This window comes from Cryobacterium sp. SO1, from assembly GCF_004210215.2.
GTDB lineage: Bacteria > Actinomycetota > Actinomycetes > Actinomycetales > Microbacteriaceae > Cryobacterium.
This window is the reverse complement of record NZ_CP067394.1, coordinates 3970676-3993828: the sequence shown is the minus strand read 5'-3', so window position 1 is coordinate 3993828 and position 23153 is coordinate 3970676. Positions and strand designations below refer to the sequence as shown.

Genomic DNA, 23153 nt, shown 5'->3' with positions numbered 1-23153 from the left:
AGGACAGCATCCGGCACTCCCCGCGGGGGTGGAGTGCCGGGGTCCGGAATGGGCATCGGGTGCCATGACAGGTCGACAGGTACGACGGCGCGACGGTCGTCAGGGGAGCCGCACCGTTGAGGCCGGCCGGATGCGCCGCCGGCCGTTGGCGCCCGGCCTGGCGCTGCTGACGGCCGGGCTGACGCTGTCTCTGGCGGGATGCATCGACGGCAGGGTGCCGTTTCCCGTGGGTCCGGACTCTGCGACGACCGCGCTGGGCCCGGAGACCAGCGCATCCCTGGATGCGGCACTGGCCGAAGGGCTCGATCTGGCCGGGGCGACCGGCGCGATCGCGGGGGTGTGGGCGCCGTGGGCGGGCGAATGGCTGGCCAGCCCCGGCAGTGTGGGGGCCGGTATCGACCCCGCGACGGGTCGCCCGGCCGGCGGCTCCGCCCTCACCACCGACATGCAGTTTCGCATCGGCACCCTGACCGCTTCGATGACCTGCACAGTGCTGCTCGGGCTCGTCGAGGACCAGCGGGTGGGGCTGGACGACCCGGTCTCGGAGCACCTGCCCCGACTGCCGGGGGTGCAGGGCATCACGCTGCGTCAGCTCTGCCAGAACACCGCGGGCCTGGGCCAGGCGAGCCTTGAGCCGCAGTTCGTCAACAATCCCACCCGGCACTGGCCGCCTCTGGAGCTGGTGTCGGGCGGTCTGGGGTCCACCAGGGCGGGGCAGCCCGGACGTGTCTGGACCCGGTCGGACGCCGGTGTGCAGCTCCTCGGCATGGCGTTGGAGGAGGCGACCGGTGACAGCTGGTCGGAGCTCTACCGGCGGTACCTGTTCGAACCGCTGGGGCTGGCTGACACGTCGTATCCCGACCCCCGGGACGTCGACTTGCCCGGTGCCCACCCGAACGGCTGGGCGGCTGCCCTCGACGCCGACGGCGTCCCGGACTGCACGCGTCCGCTCGACGTGACACGGTTGTCCAACTCGATGAGCGGGGTCGCCGGCGGGGCCGTGTCCACGCTGGAGGACCTGCGGACCTGGTCGCGGGCGTTGGCCACGGGCAGCCTGCTGTCGCCGGAGCTGGTCGCGCAGCAGTGGACGAGCGTGCGGGAAGGCGACGCGCCCGAGTGGCGGCGGTACGGGTTGGGGGCCGAACAACTGGGCCCGATGCGCGGCGGGGCCGGCGCGATCCCGGGCTTTCTGTCGGCGACGCTCTCCGACCCGGAGAGCGGCCTGACCGTGGTGGTGATGGTCAACGATTCCAGCGCGGGCGCGGAATTCGTGTTGGCCCTGGCGCAGCGACTGGCGGCGATCGCCGCCGCGGCCCCTGTCGTAGACGGCCGGCCGAGCATCCGGAGCGACGTGCCCTGGACCGCGGTGGAGGCGACGGTTCGGATGCGGGCTTACGCGGCCTGTCCGACCGGCGCCGCCGAGGATGCGGCGGCGCCGGTTGGGTGACCGGTCAGGGACCTACTTCTTGAAGGCGTCCTTGATGTTCTCGCCGGCCTGCTTGACGTTGGCGCCGGCCTGGTCGGCCCGGCCCTCGGCGACCTTGGAGTCGTCGTTGGTGACCTTGCCCAGAGCTTCCTTCGCCTTGCCCTTGAGGTCCTGTGCGGTGTTGTCGGCCTTGTCTGATGCACTCATAGTGTTCTCTCTTTCTCTGTGGGGTTGGTCAGGACGGTCGGATTGGCTGTGGGGTGGCGGCCCTGCGGTGAGGGTTGCTTGGAGCCGAGCAGAGTGTCCGGGCCCCGGGTAGCGGCCGTTCGCGAGCGTAGCGCGTCGTAGGCGATCGCCTCCGCGATGGCCTTGGCCGCGGTGAACCGGTTGAGAGCGGCCCCCGCCTGCGGAATGGGTTGCGTCGCGGTGCCGGGGCGGGACACCGGGACATCCACGTCGTCGACGATCACGGCGGCCCGGTCTGAGCCGGCCTCATGCCGCGCCAGGCGACCGGGCAGCAGAGCCACCAGCACGAGCACCAGGCCGGGGATCGCTACCAGCACGCCGACGGTGAACAGGATGGCCGGGGCGATCTGGTTCACCTGGCTCACCACGGGCAGGACAGCACTCGGAGCAGCGAGAAGCGGTTGTCGGCCGGTCAGCTCGAGGACCAGTTCGGTGCCGCTGTACAGGCATCCGGCGATGATCACCGAGGCCAGGGTGATGGCGACGACCGAGCCTGAGGAACGGATCTCGGGCCGTATCAGCTGCCTGTGGGTCGACCGGGTGGAACGGCCTTCCGGGTCACCCAGCTGCACCGCCGCAACCGCGCGGCGCGCCGGCACGCTCTCGGGTGCGGAGGTGCTGATGGTGCGGGTCATGGCTAACCATTCTGTTGAAGTGCGGAGCGCAGCGGTGGCGGGCGGCGGACGGTTCAGTCCGCCCGTTTGGGCCAGCGGATCTTGGCGCCGGTCAGGCGCACGGTGACCCCGGCGATGTCCGCCCCGGTGAGGGTGGCCACGGTGCCCCGGATGTCGTGCTGCGCGCGTTCGGTCCGGTCGAGGACGGCGCCGTCGGCCGGTGCCGTCCCGACCTGGTCGGGGGGAAGCACCCGGAGGGGGGTGCGCACGGTGAGGTCGAGGCGGCCGCCGACGTCGGCCAGGTCGACGGAGACCTGGCTGGGCTTCACGCCGAGCGATTCCGCGGCCACGGCCGAGACTACCCGGGTCATGGCACGGGCGGTGACGCGGGTGCGTCCTCGAGTCGCGAGTGTCTCTATCGAGCCGCTCACTGGGCGTCGGCCTTGCCGGTGTCGTCGGCCTCGTCGGTCAGGTGCACGTCGGTGATGGTCACGTCGACCGCGGTCACCTGCAGCCCCACGAGAGTCTCGATCGCTTCGATGATCGCGGTGCGGGCATCCTCGGCGACCTGCTGCAGCGGCGCCGGGTATTCGGCGACGATGCTCAGGTCGACGGCGATCTGGCTTTCTCCCACCTCGACACTCACGCCCTGGCTGTGGTCGGTGCTGTTCATAGCGTCGCGGATGGCGCCCAACGCGCGCGCGGCTCCGCCGCCGACGGCATGGATCCCGGCCACATCGCGCAGGGCGAGCCCGGCGATCTTCGCGACGACTGCATCGTTGATGACGGTCCTGCCGCGCGGCAGGCCGTTCGGCGAAACGATTTTGTCGATGCCGGGGCTGGTGGTGGGGATGAGACTGTTCATGAGGCGGGCTCCTGTGCTCGTCGGCCGCGCTGGCGCGGATCAGTTGTGACAATAAAGCTGGATGGTGAGATTGTCACTATGCTGCACGGAAGGGTGCTGGCGAGCGATTTTCTCTTGCCGAATCTCATTGATACTCTTCAGACGCATCTCACGGATGGTTCGTCACGAACACTGGCAACTTGCCCCGAGATTGTTTTGAGAAAAGAGAGGTCTCCGGTGCCAGTCACGGGGTCACACGAGCGCTCGCCACTCAGCGACGCCACAGACGCGATACTCGCCGCCCGCGCCGCGGACGGGGACCTGCGCGCCTTCGAGGTGCTCGTGCGTCGCCACGGGCCGCTGATGCGCGCCTACGCGACGCGGATTCTGGGCTCCAACAGCGATTCAGACGATGTGGTGCAGGAAACCTTCATCACGGCCTGGGAACGGCTGCCCGAGCTGCAGGACCCCGCCGCCACCAAGGCTTGGCTGATGAGAATCACCAGCCGCAAGGCGATCGACCGCATCCGCGCCCGCCGGCAGGACCAGCCTCTCGGCGAGTGGGATGCGCCGGCGCCGGAGTCCGAATCCCCTCATCAGCGGGCCGAAGCGGCGTCACAACGCGAGCGGCTCACACGTGCACTCGGTACTCTGAGCGAAGCACAGCGTCAGTGTTGGACGCTGCGGGAGATCGGTGGGCAGAGTTACGCCGAAATAGCCGAGGAGTTGGACTTGCCTCCGTCGACGGTTCGCGGCCTGCTGGCCCGGGCCAGGCAGAAGCTTATGCAGGAGATGGAGGAATGGCGATGACATCCCCCCACGACGGCCACGCCGACAACAACCTCATCGAGCAGCTCAGCGACTACATCGACCGCGGCGAGACCCCGCCGGATGATTTCCTCAACAGGGCACCGGAAAACCGGATCGCCTTCGACGCGCTCAGCAGATTCCGGTCGATGGCCCATGACATCCTCGACGAGGACGTCTCGGCCGAACCCGACCGGGACGACAGCTGGGTCGCCGGGATCCTCACCAACATCCACCGAGAGGCCAGGGCCGGGCGCTCGATCCCGGTGTCACATTCCTCGCCCAAGGCCAAACTGAGCCTGACCGAAGGCGCCGTCAGAGGCTTGATCCGGGCCGCCGGTGACTCCGTCGCCGGCACCTTCATCGGCCGCTGCCGGCTCGAGGGCGACGTGACGACCCCCGGCAGTCCGGTCACCGTGAACGTGGATGCGAGCGTGTTCTGGGGCGAGCGGATGCCGCAGACCGCGCAGCGCCTGCGGGACGCCATCACGACGTCGCTGCTGCACCACACCGAACTGAACATCGTGGCCGTGAACGTGACCATCACCGATGTGCACCTGCGCCGGAACCCGAAGGACGCCTAGCCCGACGACCGGTCCGGGATCCTAGGGCAGCCGGCGCGTACTGATCAGTGTGCGGTATCAGAGCGCACTGTCCTTGAGGGTGCGTTCCTGGGTCTGGTAGTCGACGCGCACGATCCCGAATCGTTGGGAGAAGCCGTAGGCCCACTCGAAGTTGTCCCTCAGCGACCAGACGAAGTAGCCGCGCAGGTCGACGCCGTTCTGGATGGCGCGGTGCGCCGCGGTGACGTGCCGACGCAGATAGTCCACCGGGTTGTCGTCGTGCACCTCGGTCAGGCCCTGGTCGTCGACCGTGACGACGGTATCGCCGTTCTGCACGGCGCCGGGCGTGTGCGAGAAGGTGTCCCAGATCGAGGGGCCGCGGCCGTCTTCGTCGACGGCGCCTTCGATCTGGTACGCGGCGGTCGCCGAACCGAAGACAAACGAATCGGGGAACTGCAGGCCGTTGTCGTGGAAGTCGGGGGTGCCGGCGGTCTGGTGCGCGTGTTATCAGTTCTGTTTTCGGATCGTCTGCGGCCGTGTTGCGGCCGATGTCTTCACTGGCGCCGGGTGACGGCGGGCGGATCAGTCCGCCGCGCCACCAGAGGCGGTGTCGTCTCCGGTGGAGGCGCTGCCGTCGCTCTGTGACCCGTCCGCGAGCTCCTCGGTGTGGGCGGCGTCGGCGCTGCTGAGGTCGGTGGAGCCGTCCGGTACCTTCGGGTGGTTCTTGTCGTCGGTATTCATCCCATCACTATAAACACCGGCGGTGACAGTCGGGCCGGGGCAACGCTGCCTCCTCCGCCCGCCTTAGAGTGGGAGCATGGCGGGGTTCGTGCAGCGGATTCAGCAGCGTCAGGTGACGCTGTTCCTCGCGGCCATAGCGCTCGGCGTGCTGGTCGGCTGGCTGGCACCCGCCGCCGCCCCCGTCCTCTCGCTGACCATCACCCCGGTGCTCGGGTTGCTGCTCTTCGCCACCTTCCTGGGCGTCCCATTGGCGGCCGTTGGGCGGTCGTTCCTCGACCGGAGGTTCCTGGGCAGCGTGCTGTCGGTCAACTTCGTGCTCGTACCGGCGGTGGTCTTCGGCCTCAGTCGGTTCGTCGCCGATGACCGGGCCCTGCTGCTGGGGGTGCTGCTGGTGCTGCTCACCCCGTGCGTGGACTACGTGATCGTGTTCACCGGCCTGGCCGGTGGGGCCAGCGACAAGCTGCTGGCCGCGACACCGTTGCTGATGCTGTTGCAGATCGTGCTGCTGCCGGGGTACCTGTGGCTCTTCGCGGGGCCGGACGCCGCTGCGTTGATCGAGGTGGCCCCATTCGTCGAGGCGTTCCTGGTGCTGATCGTGCTGCCGCTGGCGGCCGCGGCCGCGGTGCAGTGCGGCAGTCGGCGGCGCCGGTGGGCCCGCAGTGCCGGCTCCATCGAGACGTCCATGCAGGCGGCGATGGTGCCGCTCATGATGGTCACCCTCGCCGTGGTCGTCGGGTCTCAGATCGCCGCGGTGGGTGCACAGGCCGCCGCATTGCTGGCCGTGGTGCCGGTCTACATCGCCTTTCTGGCCATCATGGTCGGGGTCGGCCTGGTCGCCGCCCGGCTGGCCCGCCTTGACGTGCCGGCCTCGCGTGCCCTGGTGTTCAGCGGAGCAACCCGCAACTCGCTGGTGGTGCTGCCGTTGGCCCTGGCACTGCCGGCTTCCCTGGCCCTGGCGCCGCTGGCCGTGGTGACGCAGACCCTGGTCGAGCTGCTGGGCATGGTGGTCCTGGTGCGGCTGGTGCCCCGCCTGGTGCCGGGTTCCCGGCCGGATGCGGCCCGGCCGTAGAGTGTTGCGTTCTGTGACGACGGCCCGTGACAGGGCAAAATCGCGAACCTACACTCGAGGCAACGAAGCCCAACGGTGAAGGAGGCCCAATGATCACGCAACCGCTGCACGTCCTGCAGTGCAACAGCACGGGAGGCGAGGGCTGCGTCAACCACGGAGCCGGTCACACGACCCAGCCCATTCACGTGCGGGTGGCCGAGGCCACGCCCAGCAAGTGGACCGACGGTCTCGTGGTGCGCGCCACATCCGATGGCTGGATCGGCGTCAACCTGTTCGGGTACGGCGACGCGGCCGACAGCGACACCGCGACGGTATGGGTGTGGAACCACGCCGATCACACGGCGCACCTCTCCTCTGGAGCGCCGGTTGCGTTGTACTCCGTCTATAACGTGCTCGCAAGTGCCCGTAGCCGGATCAGCGTGGTGCGGCTCTAACGTGACGCCCGCCGCGGCATCCGTAAGATGGCCGCATGGTGGGCATGCAGGACCGGATCGTTCTCGACGTGAGCGTCGAGGACTGGGAAACCTATCTGCGCGGCCGGCCCGATGACGGCGGCGTGCGCCTGAAGCTGCGCAAGAAGAGCTCGTCGGCGCCGGGGATGACCTGGTCGGAGGCCCTGGACGTGGCGCTCTGCTACGGCTGGATCGACGGGCAGACCAGCCGGCTCGACGACGACTACACGCTCACCGGTTTCTCGCCGCGGCGGAAGAACAGCCCGTGGTCGCAGATCAACCGGGAGCACGTGGCGCGCCTCATCGTCGAGGGGCGGATGCAGCCGGCCGGGCTGGCCGAGGTCGAACGCGCCAAGGCCGACGGCCGCTGGGACGCTGCGTACCGGCAGAAGGATGCCGTGGCGCCTTCCGACCTGCAGGCGGCCCTGGACGCCGACCCGGTCGCGGCCGCGTTCGTCGCCGGGCTCACCAAGGTCGAGCGGTTCCGGATCTACTTCCGCCTGAACACCATCAAGACCCCCGCGGTGCGGGCCGCGCGCATCCGCGACGTGATCGACAAGGCTGCTCGCGGCGAGCAGCACTACCGCTGAGCGGCGCCCCGCTGCCGAGCGCAATGCGCTCCGCCGCTCCGCCGCTCCGCCGCTCCGCCTGACTCGCCCATTCTCGCTAGTGCGCGCCCGGCTGAACTAGCAAACTCGGGCGAGTCACCGCCTCGGGTGGGTTGACTTGCCCGTTTTCGCTAGTGCGCGCCCGGCTGGACTAGCAAACTCGGGCGAGTCGCCCCCTCGCCACCTCGCCACCTCGCCTGACTCGCCTGACTCGCCTGACTCGCCCGTTTTCGCTAGTGCTGGGGCGGCTGGACTAGCGAAAATGGGCGAGTCACGAAAGGGTAGGAGGGGATCAGGGGTGGGCGCCGGGCACCAGCAGGCCCGATTCGTAGGCGATGATCACCAGCTGGGCGCGGTCGTGCGCGCCGAGCTTGGTCATCATGCGGTTCACGTGGGTCTTGGCGGTGTGCGGGGAGATCACCAACTCGTCGGCGATGGCGCCGTTACCGTGGCCGCGGCCCACGAGCAGCAGGATCTCCAGCTCCCGCTCGGTGAGCAGCGCCAGGGCGGCGGGAGCCTCGAGCGTGGCAGGCACGGCGGGTGCGGTGTAGCGGTCGATCAGGGCCCTGGTGGCGCGCGGCGAGAGCAGGGCGTCGCCGCCGTGCACGATGCGGATGGCGTTCATCAGGTCCTGCGCCTCGGTGCCCTTGCCGACGAACCCGCTGGCGCCGGCTCGCAGCGCCTGCAGCACGTACTCGTCCTCCTCGAACGTGGTGAGCACGATGATGCGGGTCGCCGCCAGCGCCGGGTCGGCGCAGATCGCCGCGGTCGCCTGGATGCCGTCCATCACCGGCATCCGGATGTCCATCAGCACGATGTCCGGCCGCGTCTCGCGCACCACCTGCACGGCCTCACGACCGTTGCCGGCCTGGCCGGCCACGCGGAATCCCTCCTCGTGCGAGACCAGCTCGGCCACGGCGGTGCGGATCAGGGACTGGTCGTCGGCGAGGACTACGGAGATCATGAGGCACCATTCGGTTGCAGATCCACGGCCGGATCGGGGAGGGGACGGTCGGTGTCGGTGGGCAGCCAGGCGGTGAACCTGAACACCGGGCCCGGCCCCCTGGCGGCGCTGAGCCGGCCGCCAACCGAGCCGACCCGTTCCCGGGCGCCGAGCAGACCGTGCCCGGCACCGGCCGACGGCTCGGCTGACGATATGGCGGTCGCGGGCGGATCCACGGTGTTGGTCACCGTGACCTCCACGGCGGCCGGCTGGTAGTCCAGGTGAAGCAGCGCGGAGCGGTCGGCGCCGTGTTTGTGCGCGTTGGTCAGCGCCTCCTGCACCACGCGATACGCCACCATGTCGACGGCGCCGGGCAGCGGCCGGGGTGTGCCGACCACCCGGTGGTCCACCCGCAACCCGCTCCGCTCGAAGTCGATCAGCAGCGGCTCGAGGTCGGCGAGCCCGGCCACCGGCGCCGTCGTCAGGCCGGTGCCGCCGGCATCCGTGGCACGCAGCACCGACAGAAGGCTGCCGATTTCACCGAGCACCGTGCGGGCGGCCTCGCGGATGGTCGCCAGCGACTTCTCGGCGTCGTCGGGCCGGGCGGGCAGCGCCTGGGAGGCGACGCTGGAGTGCAGGTTGATCACGGCGATCTGGTGGGCGAGCAGGTCGTGCAGGTCGCGGGCGATGCGCAGGCGCTCCTCGGCCACCCGACGGAGCGCCTCGGCCTCCTTGGTCTCCTCGGCCCGGCGAGCCCGCTCGGTGATGCCGCGGATGTAGGCCGCGTGCGACCGGTTGGCGTCTCCCGCGGCGGTGGCGAAGCCGACGAACGCGGCCAGCTGCAGCATGGCGCGCGCGTCGTGCCACGTCGAGTCGAGGAACACGAGGGTGGCCGCGCCGATCACCAGCACGGTGACGCCGGAGAAGATCAGCGAGGTGCGTCGCGGCAGCCAGCGCGCCACCGCGAACACCCCGATCAGCACAGCAATGAGGTAAGTTACGACCGGCCCGTCCACTGCGAAGCCGAGCGCGCACGCCACGACAGCCGCGGATGCGCCCACCAGCGGCGCCCGCCGGCGTAGCAGTACCGCGCCCGCCGAGACCAGCGCAAACCCGAACGCCGCGGGGCTGGAGATGATGTTGCCGCCGATGTCGGTGCGGGCGAAGCTGGGACCGAGCACGACAAGCAGCAGGATGCCGTGGCGAAGCCAGGCGGGCAGCCTGGACAGCGGCGAGAAGTCGCGGCCGGCCGGGTCGGCCTCGGCGTGCCCGGACGCAGTGCGAGCGGAGGAGCGGGGGTGCCGTCGTGTCGGTGCCTGGTCGCGTTGGGTCCGCACGGTGTCCTCCCGCCCGAAGAATCGGGCTCGATCACCATTCTGTCAACCGATCGGCGCCGCGTCAGCCCACCATCGCGGGTGCCGCACATACTGCGTTCGTGGTAGGCCGGCTCCGGCTCGCGGCGAGACCGTGCACCTCGTGGTACGGCCGGATTGCCACAACGGGAGGATGACCGGGCTTGGCGGGTCCGGGCAGACTGGAGTCGTGCCGTTGGGCCGGCCCGATCCGGGTCGGTCCGGCCGGCACGCCTACTCGCGCAGCGCCCATCAGCGCAGCACCCATCACCGCAGCACCCATCACCGCAGTGCCCATCACCGCAGCACCCATCAGCGCAGCACCCATCAGCGCACCAACCAGGAGAGCCCACCCATGACCGTGCCAATTCTCGCAGCCCGCGACATACACAAGTCGTACGGCCGCGGCGCCACCCGGTTCGACGCCCTCAAGGGCGTCTCCCTCGACGTCCAGCAGGGCGAGTCCATAGCCATCGTCGGCAAGAGCGGGTCGGGCAAGTCCACCCTCATGCACCTGCTGGCGCTTCTGGACAACCCCAGCGCCGGTGCCGTGGAGCTCAGTGGTCGCGACGCCAGTGCGCTGAGCGGCAAGGTCGTCAACCAGACCCGCAACGAGACCTTCGGTTTCGTCTTCCAGCAGTTCTTCCTCACGCCCAACACGAGCGTGCTGGAGAACGTGACGCTGCCGCTGCAGATCGCCGGCATCGGCGGTGCCGAGCGCAAACGCCGCGGAATGGCAGCCCTGGAGCAGCTGGAGCTGGCCGACAAGGCCAAGAACAAAGCCATCGACCTCTCGGGCGGGCAGAAGCAGCGGGTGGTGATCGCCCGGGCGCTGGTGAACAACCCCAGCGTCATCTTCGCCGACGAACCCACCGGCAACCTCGACTCCGCCACCGGCAAGGTCGTTGAGGACATCCTGTTCTCGCTGCAGAAGGAGAACGGCATCACCCTCATCATCGTGACCCACGACGAGGATCTCGCGGCCCGGTGCGACCGCCGCGTGTACATCCGCGACGGCCTCATCGTCGACAGTCTGCACGCGGTGCCCGCAACCCCGGCCGCAGCGTCAAGTGGTGAAGAGGTGCGCTCGTGAACGTCTTCGACCTCGTGCGCTCGGCCGTGAAGAACAGCCTGCGCAGCAAGACCCGCACCACGCTCACGGTGCTCGCCATCTTCATCGGCGCCTTCACGCTCACCCTCACCAGCGGGGTCGGCACCGGCATCAACCAGTACATCGACACGACGGTGGCCTCGATCGGCGCCGACGACGTGCTCACCGTCACCAGGGCTGCCGAAGACGCCGCGGATGGCCCGGTCGAATACGACCCGGACGCCCGGGCCGTCGCAGCCGCCACGGGTCGCCCGGGTTCGACGGTCGTGGCCCTCACCTCCACCGACCTCACCGCCATCGAGGACGTGGACGGCGTGCTCTCGGTCGAACCGCAGCTGCGGGTCAGCCCCGACTACGTGCAGGTCGGTGACGGCACGGCCTACGAGGCCACCGTCGGCAGCTTCATCCCCGGCATGGCCCTCGACCTTGCCGCCGGCGCCGAACCCGCCGCGGCCAGCAGCACCAACGAGGTCGCCATCCCGGTCTCCTACGTCGACGCCCTCGGCTTCGCCGATGCGGATGCCGCGGTGGGCCAGACGCTGACCTTCGGCGTGACGGATGTGCAAGGCACGCAGTCACAGGTCACCGCCACGATCATGGGTGTGGCCGAGGAGGGGCTGGTGGGTTCGACGGCGTTCACCGCGAACGAGACACTGACCCAGACCCTCTACGACACCCAGAGCGTCGGCCTCTCCGACGCGGGCAAGGACAGCTACGCACAGGCCATCGTGCGGTTCGACCCCACCGGTACGGATGCCGACCTCACCGCGCTGAAGGAGTCGCTGGGCGATTTGGGCTACACCGGCACCACCGTCGAGGACGCCATCGGCGCGTTCAAGGCCGTCATCGACGGCATCGTGCTGGTGCTCAACGGGTTCGCCGTGATCGCCCTGCTGGCCGCCGGTTTCGGCATCGTGAACACCCTGCTGATGAGCGTGCAGGAACGCACCAGGGAGATCGGCCTGATGAAGGCCATGGGCCTGGGCGGCGGCAAGATCTTCGGCCTGTTCAGCCTGGAGGCCGTGTTCATCGGCCTGATGGGCAGCGCACTCGGTGTGGGTGTCGGCATGCTGGCCGGCCTGGGCGCCAACGCTCTGCTCGCCGACACCCTGCTGGCCGACCTGCCCGGGCTCACCCTGGTGGCCTTCGACCCGGCGGCGCTCGCCACCATCGTGCTCACCGTGATGGGCCTGGCCTTCCTGGCCGGCACCATCCCGGCCCTGCGCGCCGCCCGGCAGGACCCGATCGAGTCGCTCCGCTACGAATAGTCTCCGGTCGCTCGCCCTGAGCCCGCCCCGCCGAAGCGGCGGCGGGCTCTTGCGTGCGCGGAGCTCACGCGGTGAGATGGGCGCCATGAAGGTGACGAGCGCAACCATCGGCCTGCCCGTCCGCGATCTGGCGGCCGCCGAGGCCTGGTACAGACGGGTGTTCGAGTTGACCGTGCCGGCGGTGGAACCCGCCCCGGGGGTGATTGAAATCGTGCTCGGGCCTATCGACCTGCAACTCAGCGAGGAACCGCCCGGGCGCACCGGGGCCCAGGTGATCCTGCGGCTCGGCGTTCCGGACGCATCCGCCGAGTACCGCCGCCTCACCGGGCTGGGCCTGACGCTCGGCCCGCTGGAGCACGTGCCCGGCGTTGTGGACTACGTCGACTTCGTCGATCCGGACGGCAACGCGCTCAGCCTGTACTCCCTCAACGGCTGACCGGGCGCCGGCTGCTGGTAGACGTCGGGGATGCCGTCGCCGTCGGCATCCACCGCGTCGGCCTGCTCGATGCGGCGGTAGACGCGGTTGCGGGCGCGGAGGATCACCGAGGCGAGCAGGGCGGCGGTGATGGAGGCGACCAGGATGCCCACCTTGGCGTGGTCGTTGGCGAGCCCGCCGGCCCCGAAGCTCAGGTCGGCGATGAGCAGCGACACCGTGAAGCCGATGCCGGCGAGGATCGCCACGCCGATCAGGTCGATCCAGCGGAGCGCCGGGTCGAGCTTCACCGGGGTGAGCCTGGTCAGCAGCCAGGTCGTGCCCACGATGCCCACGGGCTTGCCGAGCACCAGTCCCACGATGATTCCGATCGCCACGGGGTCGGTGAGCGCGCCGACCAGGCCGGCCCAGCCGCCCACGGTGACGCCGGCGGAGAAGAACGCGAAGACCGGCACGGCGAAGCCGGCCGAGAGCGGGCGGAAGCGGTGCTCGAAGTTCTCCGACAGGCCTGGTCCCTCCGCGGCGGGCCGGTCGGGGCGGGCGCGGCGGTGGATGACCGGCACGGCGAAGCCGAGCAGGACCCCGGCCACGGTGGCGTGGATGCCGCCGGCGTGCACGAGGGCCCACACGGCGAAGCCCAGCGGCAGCAGGATCAGCCAGGCGGCCCAGGCCTTCTCGGCGAAGAAGCGCCGGTACTTCTGGGCGAGGACGGTGTACAGCGCGAGCGGGATCAGCGCGAACAGCAGCGGGCTGAACTGCACGTCATCGGAGTAGAACACGGCGATGATCGAGATGGCCAGCAGGTCATCGACCACGGCCAGGGTGAGCAGGAAGAGGCGCAGGGCGCTGGGCAGGTGCGAGCCCACGATGGCCAGCACCGCCACAGCGAAGGCGATGTCGGTGGCGGTGGGGATGGCCCAGCCGCGCAGGGTCTCCGGGCTGACCAGGTTGACTCCGGCGTAGAACAACGCGGGCACGGCCACGCCGCCCATCGCTGCGGCGACGGGCACGATGGCCCGGGACGGGGAGCGCAGGTCGCCGTCCACGAGTTCCTTTTTGAGCTCAAGGCCGACCAGGAAGAAGAAGATCGCCAGCAGTCCGTCGGCCGCCCAGGCGCCCAGACTGAGTTCCAGGTGCCACGGTGCGTAGCCGATCCGGAAGTCGCGTAGGGCGAAATAGGCCTCGGACGCGGGCGAGTTGGCCCAGATCAGGGCGACCGCGGCGGCGGCGACCAGCAGGAAGCCGCCGACGGTTTCCTTGCGGAGGATCGCGCCGATGCGGAGCTTCTCGCGGTAGCTGCCGCGGGAGGGAACCGTGTCGGGGGTCAGCGGGTGGGGGGTGTCGTGTGTCAAGGCACTCCAGAGGGTGTGGGGGGTCGGTCGTGCGAGTGCTGACCAGACTTCCCAGCTCACCTGTCGATAATTTACCCGAGTTCCCTGATCAACCCGTGTGTGGTCTGGGCACGCGGCGTGGGCAGGGTGAGGATCTCTGCGCCGTCGTCGGTGATCGCGATGGTGTGCTCGCTGTGCGCCGTGCGGCTGCCCGTCGCGCTGCGGAGGGTCCAACCGTCGGCGTCGGTGATCAGTTCGGCGGTGCCGACCATGACCCACGGCTCCAGGGCCAGCAGCAGCCCGGGGCGCAACCGGTAGCCCCGCCCGGGCCGGCCGGTGTTCGACACGTGCGGGTCCTGGTGCATCGTCGAGCCGATGCCGTGACCGCCGAAGTCCACGTTGATCGGGTAGCCGGCCTCTTTGAGGACGGAGCCGATGGCATGGGAGAGATCGCCGATTCGGGCTCCGGGTGCGGCGGCGGCGATCCCCGCGACCAGTGCACGTTCGGTCGCGTCGATCAGTGCAAGGCTCTCCGCCGGCTCCGAGTCACCCACGACGAAGCTGATGGCCGAGTCCGCCGCGATGCCATCGAGGGAGACAGCGAGGTCGAGAGTGAGCAGGTCACCGTCCGCCAGCGCGTAGTCGTGCGGGAGCCCGTGCAGCACGGCGTCGTTCACGGCGGTGCAAATGTAGTGGCCGAACGGGCCGCGCCCGAAGGACGGCGCGTAGTCGACGTAACAGGACTCGGCGCCGGCCAGGGCGATCATGGCCTGGGCCCACCGGTCGATGTCCAGGAGGTTGGTGCCCGCCGTGCTGCGGCTCTTCAGGCTCTGCAGGATGTCGGCGACCAGGGCGCCGGACATCCGCGCTTTGGCCAGCTCGGCGGGGTTCAGGATCTCGATCATGCGGTGCCCTTCTCGTGGAACCAATAACTATACCGGCCATATTATCCCGGTAGACTGATCGTCATGGTCAGGTTGCCGCTCACCCCCGCCGAGCTCGAGCGCGGCGCGCGCCTCGGCGCGCTCCTCCGTTCCGCCAGGGGCGAGCGCTCGATGCTGCACACCGCCCTGGCGGCCGACGTCTCGCCGGAGACCCTGCGCAAGATCGAATCGGGCCGCATCGCGACCCCGGCCTTCCCGACCATCGCGGCGATCGCCGAGGTGCTCGGCCTGTCCCTCGATGCGGTGTGGGCAGAGATCAGCCAGTCAGAAGACGGTGTGGCGCCGGCCGGCGCCGGCACAGGAACGGCCGAGCGACTGGCCTCCTGAGCTCCTCGTTGAACGAGGGAGAAGTAGATTTCAGCGTCACTCGGCCAGGATGCGTGCACGGGCACGTGCAGCGGATTCTCGAATTCCTGCCGGCGACTGAGTGCTTGGAGCTGGTCCCAGACTCGGGCATACCGGTCAAGGACCCGGCTCGCAGCGATCCAAAAGATGAAAAGTGGCGGCCCGGGTGAGACCCGGGCCGCCGGTGGTGCTCCTATCGACAGTCGTGGGCGCGGGCTCAGTCGTGGCGGAGTCTGCGCGAGTCGATGAGGCGGAGGTTGACATTCCGACGTTGTGGCGAGCCGGTTTCACGATCGATTCGGTCGTGGCATTCTCGAACCGCATCGTGCGGCTCAGGGGCGCTATGCCGCGTAAGAACCAATGATGCTGAACAGGTTGGCCAGGGCTAGGAGAATTTCTTGAATGGTCTGCATGATTGCTCACTCTCGATTTGGTTGTGATCCGAATTGACGCGCGGTCAGGGATTCCGACGAGATCTCGGGTACTTGAGGCCCTAAACGGTTCAGATGAATCGTTGCATCGGACCTTCGTCTGGTCATCAGTAATTTGACTTAATTCGAGGTCCACGACGTGATGCAGCCCCTTTTCGCCATAGCTGGTCGTGTGACACGTAGGCATGTGACGACGCTGCGCCTATTGGCTTGAGACTTCGTCGACACCGGACCGGGTGCGAGCGAGCGCTGCGTGAAGCTGAGACCGGTTCGCGATTCCTAACTTTGGATACGCTCGGTAAAGATGCGAGTCCACGGTCCTGCGCGATATGTACAGTTGATCCGCGATGTGCTTATTGGACAGCCCAGCTGCCGCCAACCGAACGACCTGTGATTCCTGCGCGGTGAGATCGAAAGCTCCGCTACCAGGCTCCCGATCAGTCCAGGTTGAGTCTCCTGCCGCTCGGAGCTCGGCGGCAGCCCGATCCGAAAATGCGCGAGCGCCGGATGCTGCGAAAACGTGCCGCGCCGCCGTGAGGTGCGGCCGGGCGTCCACGATTCTTCGGTCGCGGCGAAGCCACTCTCCGTAGAGAAGGTGGGTTCGGGCTAGTTCAAGAGGCATTTGGCAGTTAGTGCCCGCTTCGAGAGCTGCTTCGAAGTGCTGTGCTGCTGCTATGCCCGGAGTGAGAAGAGCTCGACCGCGATGGGCAAGCATGCGCAGATGAGGCGCGTCGAACGTATCCGCAATGTGCGCGGCCCTCCGCACGGCTTCCTGTGCCAGGGCCGGTTCCCCGCAACCAGCGGCTGCCTCGGCCACGTCAGCAACAACCAAGGGCTCGAGGCTTGACCAGAGCTGGGCCGCCTCAAGGTCCTTCAATGCATCGCGATATCGGCCGTCTAGCAAAGCGAGCAAGCCAGCCGCCCAGTCGGCTTTCGCTCGGGCGGCGGCAAGATCGTTCTTGGAGAGGAACCGGGTAGCCTGAATGGCCCGCCGTGCGGCAGGGCCACAACCCGACCACGTATGGATTAGCGCGGACACGGCCTGACCCGCGGCGCCGACGGGGTCGAGGGATAGGTCCGCGCTGATCGAGATGGCTTTTTCGGCGTCAGCATGTGCTTGGTCCAGTTGCCCACGATACATCCGGCTCGTGGCGAGACCAGCAAGCGCCGTGGCTTCATCAGCCGGGGACTGCATTGCGTGGAAACGAGCACTGGCCGAGCTGAAACCCGCCTGGGCAGTAACGTGATCATGCTGATGGTCGGCAGCGTACCCGAGCGCCATCGAGGCATACGGATCGACGCCTAATGCCGACATTATGCCGGGGAGCGCGAGTCGTATTTCGGGGCGGGCCATGGGATCGACGACAGCGATGGAGAGCATCGCGGTGGGGTGCTGTGACAACCCGAGTGCTTCAATACCTTCGCGAATTCTCTGCCGTGTGACCGGTTCGGTTCGATACGGACCGGCTGCGAACGCGGCCGCGGTGAGCACCATTCGGCGTTCTGCAGCGTTCGCCGTTCCATGCGGTCCGGCAAGCTCGGCGGCCAAGGTCAGTGCTCCACCTAGTTGATGGTCAGCCGACAACCCGTCGGCAGGCAGATCTACCAGCTGCTGCAAAATGAACAGACGCGCTCGAGCCATCGGTTCCGTCACCAAGACGGCCGCCTCCTTCAACGTGGCGCTGGCTGCATGAGTGAGTCCCGCTTGGCGGAAGAAGTCGGCCGATCTCAGCAATCGTCCGACCTCCTTGGCGCCGTCCGGAGAAAGGATCGCGGCGCGTCGAAGCATCACGGCGGCGTCGGGTCGGGCACCCCGGTTGGCCGCACGATCTGCGACTACGTCGAGCTCCACAGCCACAGTCTCGTCACGGTTCAGAGACGCTGACGCCCTGTGCCAAGCCCCGACATCACTCTGGAGTGTGGCCCCGAGGGCCTTGTGCGCCTCGAGGCGTTCGGCCAGGGACGAAGCATTGAGTACAACGGATCGAAGCAGCGGGTGTCTGAAACAAACTCGGCCCGATGACACGTGCAGGATGTTCACTTTCTCCGTCTCGTCGAGGTCCGCGAGTGAGCATCCCAATAGGCTTGACGCTGCAAGGATGTCAGAGAATTTGATGTCTGGAGCCGAGGCAGCGACGAGCAGTACTTTCTGGCCTCGATCTGACATCTCCTTCAGGGTGGCGAGGAAGACGGCCTCAAGGCGACTCGAGACAAGCAGCGTTTCATTGAGAGTTCGATTGCCGTTTGTGTCACCGACAGGAACCTCGGCGGCCGCGGCAAACTCCTCGAGGGCGAGCGGATTTCCCGCGGCGGCCACGAGCGCACGGCGGCGTTCAGCGGCCGAGAGGGATAGGTCGAGAGAATCGAGAAGAAGCTCAGCATCCCGGTCGAATATGGGACCGAGGGGTACGACCGTTGACGCAAGCCGCAGCGAGCGCATTTGGTCAGCGGTGGGCAAGCCGATTTTTATCGGTGCCGAACGCGCCGTCGCGACGAGTAGAGCTCGGCTCCCCCGCAGACGGGGTGCAATGAACGCCAGAACCCGGGCTGTGGCCACGTCCAGCCATGGAGCGTCTTCCACCGCCAGGAAAACGGGTTGCACCGCTGCTGCTTCTTCAATCAAACCCAGGGCAGCGATGGCAACAACGAATGGATCCGGCGACAAGCCCTCGTCCACCGCGAAAACCGACCGTAACGCGTCGCGTTGTCGCGGTGGAAGCGCATCCATCATCGGAAGGATCGGATACAGCAGCTCATGCAGACCAGTGAACCCGGCCGCCGCCCCGAAATCGATTCCGGTGCACTGCAAAACCTGAAAATCAACCAGACGCGCGTTCTCAATGACAGCCGAGAGCAAGGCCGTCTTGCCCACTCCAGCTTCGCCCTCAATCAGAACAGACAAGACACTGGTTTCCGCACTGAGAACGCTCTCGAGGGTCTGCTTTAGCGCAGTAGCTTCTCTGTCCCGCCCGAAAAGTTCCACTGTCGCATCCCCGCTTTTCGTAAGCCGCAGTGCAAAAATCACCAACCACGCAGTTGCAACCCTATTGGCCTCCCGCGCGTCGTCAAGCACATGAGGCGCGGGCTTCACGATGCTGATTCCCCGGGTTTACGGCGTGTTCTTCAGAGGTGTGCGGGGTGGGCGCCGCTAGGCGGGTGGCATGCCACCCGCACAGCGGCGCCTACCCCGCAGTCCGCATTCCTGCCGGTCCGCATCCGTGCCGGACCGCATTCCTCCCGGTCCGCATCCGTGCCGGACCGCATTCCTGCCGGTCCGCATCCGCGGCCCTGCTCAGGCCACGGAGTAGCTTACGCTGATCTCGTGGCTTTCCCCGGGCGCCAGGGTGATCGTGTTGTCGCGGATGTTGCAGGTCTCCACGCACACCATGCCGGTGTACTCGGTGTCGCCGAAGTCCGCCATGGCGGCGGCCTTGTCGATCCACGGGTTCCAGACCACGGTGCTGGCCGAGCCCTGCTTGGCGACGGTGATGACCCGGCCGGTGGCGGCATCCGTCACCGTGGTGGTGGCCTGGCTGTTCAGGTAGATGCGGTCGGTCTCGGCGTCGAAGCGCACCGGGGTGCTCTCGGCGGGGCGCGGGCCGGTGAGGCGGTCAGTGTACGGGGCGCCCTCGAGGCCGGCGACCTCGGTCTGGCGGATGTCGGCGACCGCGAGGTAGGTGTGCAGGGCCTCCTCGAAGCTCAACTTCGTGCTGCCCCGGTTGGTGACCCGCAGGGAGAGCGACAGCCGGGCCCCGACGGTGACCGTGTAGCGTGCCTCGAACGGGTGCGGCCAGGCCGAGGCGCGGGTGGCCTCGGTGTCGGTAAGCAGGAACACCAGCACCACGTCGTCGCCGGCCTCCCGAGCCTCGGCGAGCTGCCAGTCGGCGAGGCGGGCGAATCCGTGTGACGGGGCCGTGGCGTCCGTGGGGTGTGCGGCGAACCAGGGGAAACAGATCGGCACGCCACCGCGCAGGGGCACGCCCGGTGCGTACTCGCTCTGCTCGCTCATCCAGATCACCGGGGTGCCGCCGGTGGGCGTCCAGGAACTCAGGTGCGCGCCGCGGAGGTAGATCTCGGCGGAGCCGGCCGGGCCGAACACCCGCGCCACGGCCAGGCCGCCGGGGCCCATCCCCAATTCGACGGAGGACGGCAGTTCGGGCAGGTGCGGGACGATTGCAGACATAGTGACCTCCGTGGTTGTTGGGCGTGTTCCCATCCTAGGAACCGGGCCCCTGCTGAGGGACTCGTAAGCCACAACGGCGCCGGAGCGCGTCGTTCTCGACGCGACGCGCACCCTGTCTGCCGGTATGCGGGCAAGGCGCCGTTATGCGGGTGGCGCGCCACCGGCGTAACGGCGCCTGACCCGCAGATCGCGCGGCCGCTCGCCTCACGCTGCGGGTGGCGGATCGGGCGCGTAACGGTAGCCCATGCCCGCCTCGGTGAGCAGGTAGCGCGGGTGGGACGGGTCGGCCTCGAGCTTCTTGCGCAGCTGGGCCAGGTAGAGGCGGAGGTAGCCGGTGTCGGTCATCTTGTGCTGCCCCCAGACCTCGGCGTACAGCGCCTGCCGGCTCACCAGCTTGCCCGGCGTGCGCAGCAGCAGCTCCAGGATCTGCCACTCGGTGGGGGTCAGCCGCACGTGCTCCGGCCCGCCGGGTGCGGCCCGCACGATGGTCTTGGCCGGCAGGTCAACGGTGATGTCGCCGAAGGTGACCACGGGTTCGTCGCCGCTGGTGGGCATCCGGCGGGTGAGGGCACGGATGCGCGCCAGCAGTTCGTCGATCGAGAACGGCTTGGTGACGTAGTCGTCGGCGCCGCGGTCCAGGGCCTCCACCTTGTCCCAGGCTCCGCTGCGGCCGCTGACCACCAGGATCGGCACGCTGTTCCAGGCGCGCACAGAGTCGATCACGGCGAGGCCGTCGAGGGCGGGCATGCCGAGGTCGAGCATCACCAGGTCGGGGTGGTATTCCACGATCGCCGCCAGCGCGGCGGGGCCGTCGTGGGCGGTGACGATCTCGTAGCCGTGGGCGCCCAGGGTGATGCGAAGCGCCCGGAGGATCTGTGGGTCGTCGTCGGCGATCAGGATTCTCATGCGGTGACCTCGTCGCTGGCGGGGGGTGCGGTGGGGGCGGCGGCCGGCAAGGAGATCACCATGGTGAGCCCGCCGCCGGGGGTGTCGTCGGCGTCGAGGCTGCCGCCCATGCCCTCGACGAATCCCTTCGACAAGGCCAGGCCGAGACCGAGACCGGTGGAGTTGTCGGTGTCGCCGAGCCGTTGGAACGGCACGAACACCTCATCGCGCCGGCCGGCCGGGATGCCGGGCCCCTGGTCCATGATGCGCAACTGCAGGGTGTCGGCGAAGCGGCTGGCCGATACCCGGGCGGGTGTGCCGGCCGGTGAGAACCGGATGGCGTTGCTGAGCAGGTTCACCACCGCGCGCTGCAGCAGACCGGGGTCGGCGAGCACCGGCGCGAGATCGCCCGGCAGGTCGAGTTGCACGGTGTCCGGGCCGAGGCCGAGCTCGTCCAGGGCCGGCAGCACCACGTCGGCGAGATCGACGGGGCCCAGCGCCACGGCCAGCGCCCCGGCCTGCAGCCGGCTCACGTCGAGCAGGTTGGTCACCAGGGAGGCGAGGGTGTCCAGGCTTTCCCCGGCGGTGTCAAGCAGCTCGGTGCGGTCGCTTTCGGGGAGGGTGATGTCGGTGGCCCGCAGCCCGCTGATGGCCGTCGTCGCGGCGGCCAAGGGCCGGCGGAGGTCGTGGCCGACGGCGGCGAGCAGGGCGCTGCGCATCCGGTCGGCCTCGGCGAGCGGACCGACCTCGCTGGCCGTCTGAGCCAGATCCCGGTGCTCGAGGGCGGCTTCGATCTGGCTGGCGATGACGCTGAGCAGCCGTCGTTCGGAGGCGGCCAAGTCGGGTCCGTCGAGCTCGAGGCTGGCCCGGGTGCCGATGGGCACCGTGGTCGCCGCCGCGCCCGGCACCCCCGGGGCCGCCGCGGGGCTCGCATCCGCCCCGCCCGCCTCGACGAGCACCGCTCCGTCGGCGAGCAGCCGCACCCGGTTGAGCCCGAATGCCTCGCGGGTGCGGGTGACCAGCGCCTGCAACGCATCCTCGCCGCGCAGCACGCTGCCGGCCACGGTGGCCAGCAGCTCGGACTCGGCCGCCGCCCGCCGGGCCGTGCGCGTGCGCCGGGCCGCCTGGTCGACGACGTAACTCACCAGCAGGGCGTTGACGAGGTAGAGCGAGAGCGCGAACAGGTGCAGCGGCTCCGCCACGGTGACCGTGTAGAGCGGTTGCACCAGGAAAAAGTCCAGGGTGAGACCCGACAACAGTGCCGCGAACAGCGCCGGCCAGAGCCCGCCGACGAGGGCGACCACCACGACGAGCAGCTGGTAACTGAGCACGTCACTGGTGATCGACTCCTCGCTGCGGAAGCTGACCAGCAGCCAGGTGAGCAACGGGCCGCCGGCCAGTGCCAGGGCGAAACCGGCCAGCCGGCGCCGCACGGTGAGCGAGCCGCCGAGCCTGGGCAGCGCAGCACCGCCGCCGGCCGCCGAGTGAGTGACGATGTGCACGTCGATGTCGCCGGATTCGCGGGTAATGGTGCTGCCGATGCCGGGACCGGACAGCGCCGCGGAGACCCGGTTGCGGCGGCTGACGCCGATCACCAGCTGGGTGGCGTTTGCCGCGCGGGCGAACTCCACCAGCGCCCGGGGGATGTCATCACCGACCACCTGGTGATAGCTGCCGCCGAGCTCCTCCACCAGCGCCCGTTGAGCCGCAAGGGCGCCCGGATGCGGCGAGGCCAGGCCATCCTGGCTGATCACATGCGCGGCGATCAGCTCGCCGCCGGCCGAACGGGCCGCGATGCGAGCGCCCCGGCGAATGAGGGTGTCGCCCTCCGGCCCGCCGGTGAGCGCCACGACCACGCGCTCCCTGGCCTCCCACTTGTTCGAGATGCCGTGCTCGGCCCGGTAGCTCTTCAGCGCCGTGTCGACCTCGTCGGCCAGCCAGAGCAGCGCCAGTTCCCGGAGCGCCGTGAGGTTGCCGAGCCGGAAATAGTTCGACAGAGCCGCGTCGATACGGGTGGCCGGGTACACGTTGCCCTCCGCGAGCCGGTCGCGCAGAGCCTGCGGGGCCAGGTCGACGACCTCCACCTGGTCGGCCGCGCGCAGCACCGCATCCGGCAGCGTCTCTCGCTGCGGCACCCCGGTGATCTGCTGCACGACGTCGCCCAGCGATTCGATGTGCTGGATGTTGACGGTCGAGATCACGTCGATGCCCGCCGCCAGCAGTGCCTCAACGTCCTGGTAGCGCTTGGTGTGTACCGACCCGGGGGCGTTGGTGTGCGCGAGCTCGTCGACCAGGGCGATCTCGGGTCGGCGGTCGAGCACTGCGGCGAGGTCGAGTTCGCTCAGCTCGACGCCGCGGTGCCGCACGAGCATGCGGGGCACCACCTCCAGGCCCTCGGCCATGAGCGCGGTGGCCGCGCGACCGTGGGTTTCCACGACGGCGACGACCACGTCTTTTCCCTCGCCCTGCAGCCGGCGGCCTTCTTCGAGCATGCTGTAGGTCTTGCCCACGCCGGGGGCGGCGCCGAGCAGCACGCGCAGTCGACCGCGTTTCATAG

General features: G+C 68.9%; 24 protein-coding genes. 10 read left to right on the top strand and 14 right to left on the bottom strand.

The window, feature by feature from the left end; translation table 11 throughout:
- Positions 1 to 64: 64 nt before the first annotated feature.
- On the top strand, positions 65 to 1447 hold the full coding sequence (locus tag BJQ95_RS19030; protein ID WP_130176153.1) for a serine hydrolase: 1383 nt from the start codon (positions 65 to 67) through the stop codon (positions 1445 to 1447).
- Between the two features lie 12 nt (positions 1448 to 1459).
- On the opposite strand, the gene BJQ95_RS19025 is transcribed toward BJQ95_RS19030, so the two are convergent.
- From BJQ95_RS19025 to BJQ95_RS19010, 4 genes are read right to left on the bottom strand one after another with little or no spacing between them, the layout of a single operon-like run.
- Positions 1460 to 1633 carry a CsbD family protein gene (locus BJQ95_RS19025; protein WP_130176154.1) on the bottom strand — a complete coding sequence of 58 codons (174 nt, stop codon included), beginning with the start codon at positions 1631 to 1633 and terminating at the stop codon, positions 1460 to 1462.
- Positions 1630 to 2307 carry a hypothetical protein gene (locus tag BJQ95_RS19020; protein ID WP_130176155.1) on the bottom strand — a complete coding sequence of 226 codons (678 nt, stop codon included), beginning with the start codon at positions 2305 to 2307 and terminating at the stop codon, positions 1630 to 1632. Before BJQ95_RS19020 ends, BJQ95_RS19025 begins: the two co-directional genes overlap by 4 nt.
- 53 nt (positions 2308 to 2360) lie before the next feature.
- Positions 2361 to 2657, bottom strand: coding sequence for a hypothetical protein (locus BJQ95_RS19015; protein WP_130176156.1), 297 nt, complete (start codon positions 2655 to 2657; stop codon positions 2361 to 2363).
- 56 nt (positions 2658 to 2713) lie between these two features.
- The gene (locus BJQ95_RS19010) at positions 2714 to 3151 is read right to left on the bottom strand and encodes an Asp23/Gls24 family envelope stress response protein (protein ID WP_130176157.1); all 438 of its coding nucleotides are present in this window, start codon (positions 3149 to 3151) and stop codon (positions 2714 to 2716) included.
- A 45-nt stretch (positions 3152 to 3196) separates the two neighbouring features.
- Between BJQ95_RS19010 and BJQ95_RS19005 the strand changes: the two genes are divergently transcribed.
- Together BJQ95_RS19005 and BJQ95_RS19000 are read left to right on the top strand one after the other, a co-directional pair.
- On the top strand, positions 3197 to 3940 hold the full coding sequence (locus tag BJQ95_RS19005) for an RNA polymerase sigma factor (protein ID WP_370688353.1): 744 nt from the start codon (positions 3197 to 3199) through the stop codon (positions 3938 to 3940).
- Positions 3937 to 4521 (top strand): Asp23/Gls24 family envelope stress response protein, encoded by a 585-nt coding sequence (locus tag BJQ95_RS19000; protein ID WP_130176158.1) that lies wholly within the window; start codon positions 3937 to 3939, stop codon positions 4519 to 4521. The genes BJQ95_RS19005 and BJQ95_RS19000 overlap by 4 nt, the downstream gene beginning before the upstream one ends.
- Positions 4522 to 4578: 57 nt before the next feature.
- Here the strand turns inward: BJQ95_RS19000 and BJQ95_RS18995 are convergent, their stop codons facing one another.
- Together BJQ95_RS18995 and BJQ95_RS18990 are read right to left on the bottom strand one after the other, a co-directional pair.
- Positions 4579 to 4836, bottom strand: coding sequence for a family 1 glycosylhydrolase (locus BJQ95_RS18995; RefSeq protein WP_370688352.1), 258 nt, complete (start codon positions 4834 to 4836; stop codon positions 4579 to 4581).
- A gap of 246 nt (positions 4837 to 5082) precedes the next feature.
- Positions 5083 to 5241, bottom strand: coding sequence for a hypothetical protein (locus BJQ95_RS18990; protein ID WP_165384835.1), 159 nt, complete (start codon positions 5239 to 5241; stop codon positions 5083 to 5085).
- 76 nt (positions 5242 to 5317) lie between these two features.
- Between BJQ95_RS18990 and BJQ95_RS18985 the strand changes: the two genes are divergently transcribed.
- The 3 genes from BJQ95_RS18985 (at position 5318) to BJQ95_RS18975 (ending at position 7352) form a co-directional block, all read left to right on the top strand.
- The gene (locus tag BJQ95_RS18985) at positions 5318 to 6310 is read left to right on the top strand and encodes an arsenic resistance protein (protein ID WP_130176160.1); all 993 of its coding nucleotides are present in this window, start codon (positions 5318 to 5320) and stop codon (positions 6308 to 6310) included.
- 89 nt (positions 6311 to 6399) lie between these two features.
- Complete coding sequence (locus BJQ95_RS18980) at positions 6400 to 6744, top strand: hypothetical protein (protein ID WP_130176161.1); 345 nt, start codon at positions 6400 to 6402, stop codon at positions 6742 to 6744.
- A gap of 35 nt (positions 6745 to 6779) precedes the next feature.
- Positions 6780 to 7352 carry a YdeI family protein gene (locus BJQ95_RS18975; protein ID WP_130176162.1) on the top strand — a complete coding sequence of 191 codons (573 nt, stop codon included), beginning with the start codon at positions 6780 to 6782 and terminating at the stop codon, positions 7350 to 7352.
- 310 nt (positions 7353 to 7662) lie between these two features.
- Here BJQ95_RS18975 and BJQ95_RS18970 read toward each other — a convergent pair whose 3' ends face one another.
- Positions 7663 to 8334: a response regulator transcription factor gene (locus BJQ95_RS18970; protein ID WP_130176163.1), complete on the bottom strand. Its 672-nt coding sequence runs from the start codon at positions 8332 to 8334 to the stop codon at positions 7663 to 7665.
- Positions 8331 to 9650 carry a sensor histidine kinase gene (locus tag BJQ95_RS18965; RefSeq protein WP_130176164.1) on the bottom strand — a complete coding sequence of 440 codons (1320 nt, stop codon included), beginning with the start codon at positions 9648 to 9650 and terminating at the stop codon, positions 8331 to 8333. Before BJQ95_RS18965 ends, BJQ95_RS18970 begins: the two co-directional genes overlap by 4 nt.
- A 370-nt stretch (positions 9651 to 10020) precedes the next feature.
- Between BJQ95_RS18965 and BJQ95_RS18960 the strand changes: the two genes are divergently transcribed.
- The 3 genes from BJQ95_RS18960 to BJQ95_RS18950 all read left to right on the top strand — a co-directional run bounded on the left by BJQ95_RS18960 (position 10021) and on the right by BJQ95_RS18950 (position 12480).
- Positions 10021 to 10758: an ABC transporter ATP-binding protein gene (locus BJQ95_RS18960; RefSeq protein ID WP_130176165.1), complete on the top strand. Its 738-nt coding sequence runs from the start codon at positions 10021 to 10023 to the stop codon at positions 10756 to 10758.
- Positions 10755 to 12044, top strand: a complete 1290-nt coding sequence (locus tag BJQ95_RS18955; protein WP_130176166.1) for an ABC transporter permease — start codon at positions 10755 to 10757, stop codon at positions 12042 to 12044. Before BJQ95_RS18960 ends, BJQ95_RS18955 begins: the two co-directional genes overlap by 4 nt.
- Before the next feature lie 85 nt (positions 12045 to 12129).
- Positions 12130 to 12480 (top strand): VOC family protein, encoded by a 351-nt coding sequence (locus BJQ95_RS18950; protein ID WP_130176167.1) that lies wholly within the window; start codon positions 12130 to 12132, stop codon positions 12478 to 12480.
- Here BJQ95_RS18950 and nhaA read toward each other — a convergent pair.
- Both nhaA and map read right to left on the bottom strand, forming a co-directional pair.
- Complete coding sequence (gene nhaA, locus BJQ95_RS18945) at positions 12420 to 13829, bottom strand: Na+/H+ antiporter NhaA (RefSeq protein ID WP_130176168.1); 1410 nt, start codon at positions 13827 to 13829, stop codon at positions 12420 to 12422. The two genes, BJQ95_RS18950 and nhaA, sit on opposite strands and share 61 nt — an antisense overlap.
- 71 nt (positions 13830 to 13900) lie before the next feature.
- Positions 13901 to 14713, bottom strand: a complete 813-nt coding sequence (gene map, locus BJQ95_RS18940) for a type I methionyl aminopeptidase (RefSeq protein ID WP_130176169.1) — start codon at positions 14711 to 14713, stop codon at positions 13901 to 13903.
- A 63-nt stretch (positions 14714 to 14776) separates the two neighbouring features.
- Here map and BJQ95_RS18935 point away from each other — a divergent pair, with 63 nt between their 5' ends.
- Positions 14777 to 15079, top strand: coding sequence for a helix-turn-helix domain-containing protein (locus BJQ95_RS18935; RefSeq protein ID WP_130176170.1), 303 nt, complete (start codon positions 14777 to 14779; stop codon positions 15077 to 15079).
- 651 nt (positions 15080 to 15730) lie between these two features.
- Here the strand turns inward: BJQ95_RS18935 and BJQ95_RS18930 are convergent.
- The 4 genes from BJQ95_RS18930 to BJQ95_RS18915 all read right to left on the bottom strand — a co-directional run bounded on the left by BJQ95_RS18930 (position 15731) and on the right by BJQ95_RS18915 (position 23151).
- Positions 15731 to 18511, bottom strand: a complete 2781-nt coding sequence (locus BJQ95_RS18930) for a LuxR family transcriptional regulator (protein WP_130176171.1) — start codon at positions 18509 to 18511, stop codon at positions 15731 to 15733.
- Between the two features lie 309 nt (positions 18512 to 18820).
- A complete protein-coding gene (locus tag BJQ95_RS18925; protein ID WP_165384836.1) occupies positions 18821 to 19711 on the bottom strand; it encodes a D-hexose-6-phosphate mutarotase in 891 nt (296 codons plus the stop codon).
- A 204-nt stretch (positions 19712 to 19915) separates the two neighbouring features.
- Positions 19916 to 20617: a response regulator gene (locus BJQ95_RS18920; RefSeq protein WP_130176173.1), complete on the bottom strand. Its 702-nt coding sequence runs from the start codon at positions 20615 to 20617 to the stop codon at positions 19916 to 19918.
- Positions 20614 to 23151, bottom strand: a complete 2538-nt coding sequence (locus BJQ95_RS18915; RefSeq protein WP_256041466.1) for an ATP-binding protein — start codon at positions 23149 to 23151, stop codon at positions 20614 to 20616. Before BJQ95_RS18915 ends, BJQ95_RS18920 begins: the two co-directional genes overlap by 4 nt.
- Positions 23152 to 23153: the final 2 nt, after the last annotated feature.

Bases quoted from the DNA above. Each gene is read 5' to 3' on its own strand.
- BJQ95_RS18950 (WP_130176167.1), top strand. From the start codon at position 12,130: ATGAAGGTGACGAGCGCAACCATCGGCCTGCCCGTCCGCGATCTGGCG.
- BJQ95_RS18935 (WP_130176170.1), top strand. From the start codon at position 14,777: ATGGTCAGGTTGCCGCTCACCCCCGCCGAGCTCGAGCGCGGCGCGCGC.
- BJQ95_RS18990 (WP_165384835.1), bottom strand. From the start codon at position 5,241: ATGAATACCGACGACAAGAACCACCCGAAGGTACCGGACGGCTCCACC.
- BJQ95_RS19025 (WP_130176154.1), bottom strand. From the start codon at position 1,633: ATGAGTGCATCAGACAAGGCCGACAACACCGCACAGGACCTCAAGGGC.
- BJQ95_RS19030 (WP_130176153.1), top strand. From the start codon at position 65: ATGACAGGTCGACAGGTACGACGGCGCGACGGTCGTCAGGGGAGCCGC.
- BJQ95_RS18970 (WP_130176163.1), bottom strand. From the start codon at position 8,334: ATGATCTCCGTAGTCCTCGCCGACGACCAGTCCCTGATCCGCACCGCC.
- BJQ95_RS18960 (WP_130176165.1), top strand. From the start codon at position 10,021: ATGACCGTGCCAATTCTCGCAGCCCGCGACATACACAAGTCGTACGGC.
- BJQ95_RS19000 (WP_130176158.1), top strand. From the start codon at position 3,937: ATGACATCCCCCCACGACGGCCACGCCGACAACAACCTCATCGAGCAG.
- map (WP_130176169.1), bottom strand. From the start codon at position 14,713: ATGATCGAGATCCTGAACCCCGCCGAGCTGGCCAAAGCGCGGATGTCC.
- BJQ95_RS19020 (WP_130176155.1), bottom strand. From the start codon at position 2,307: ATGACCCGCACCATCAGCACCTCCGCACCCGAGAGCGTGCCGGCGCGC.
- BJQ95_RS18985 (WP_130176160.1), top strand. From the start codon at position 5,318: ATGGCGGGGTTCGTGCAGCGGATTCAGCAGCGTCAGGTGACGCTGTTC.
- BJQ95_RS19015 (WP_130176156.1), bottom strand. From the start codon at position 2,657: ATGACCCGGGTAGTCTCGGCCGTGGCCGCGGAATCGCTCGGCGTGAAG.
- BJQ95_RS18980 (WP_130176161.1), top strand. From the start codon at position 6,400: ATGATCACGCAACCGCTGCACGTCCTGCAGTGCAACAGCACGGGAGGC.
- BJQ95_RS18975 (WP_130176162.1), top strand. From the start codon at position 6,780: ATGGTGGGCATGCAGGACCGGATCGTTCTCGACGTGAGCGTCGAGGAC.
- BJQ95_RS19010 (WP_130176157.1), bottom strand. From the start codon at position 3,151: ATGAACAGTCTCATCCCCACCACCAGCCCCGGCATCGACAAAATCGTT.
- BJQ95_RS18925 (WP_165384836.1), bottom strand. From the start codon at position 19,711: ATGTCTGCAATCGTCCCGCACCTGCCCGAACTGCCGTCCTCCGTCGAA.
- BJQ95_RS18915 (WP_256041466.1), bottom strand. From the start codon at position 23,151: ATGAAACGCGGTCGACTGCGCGTGCTGCTCGGCGCCGCCCCCGGCGTG.
- BJQ95_RS18920 (WP_130176173.1), bottom strand. From the start codon at position 20,617: ATGAGAATCCTGATCGCCGACGACGACCCACAGATCCTCCGGGCGCTT.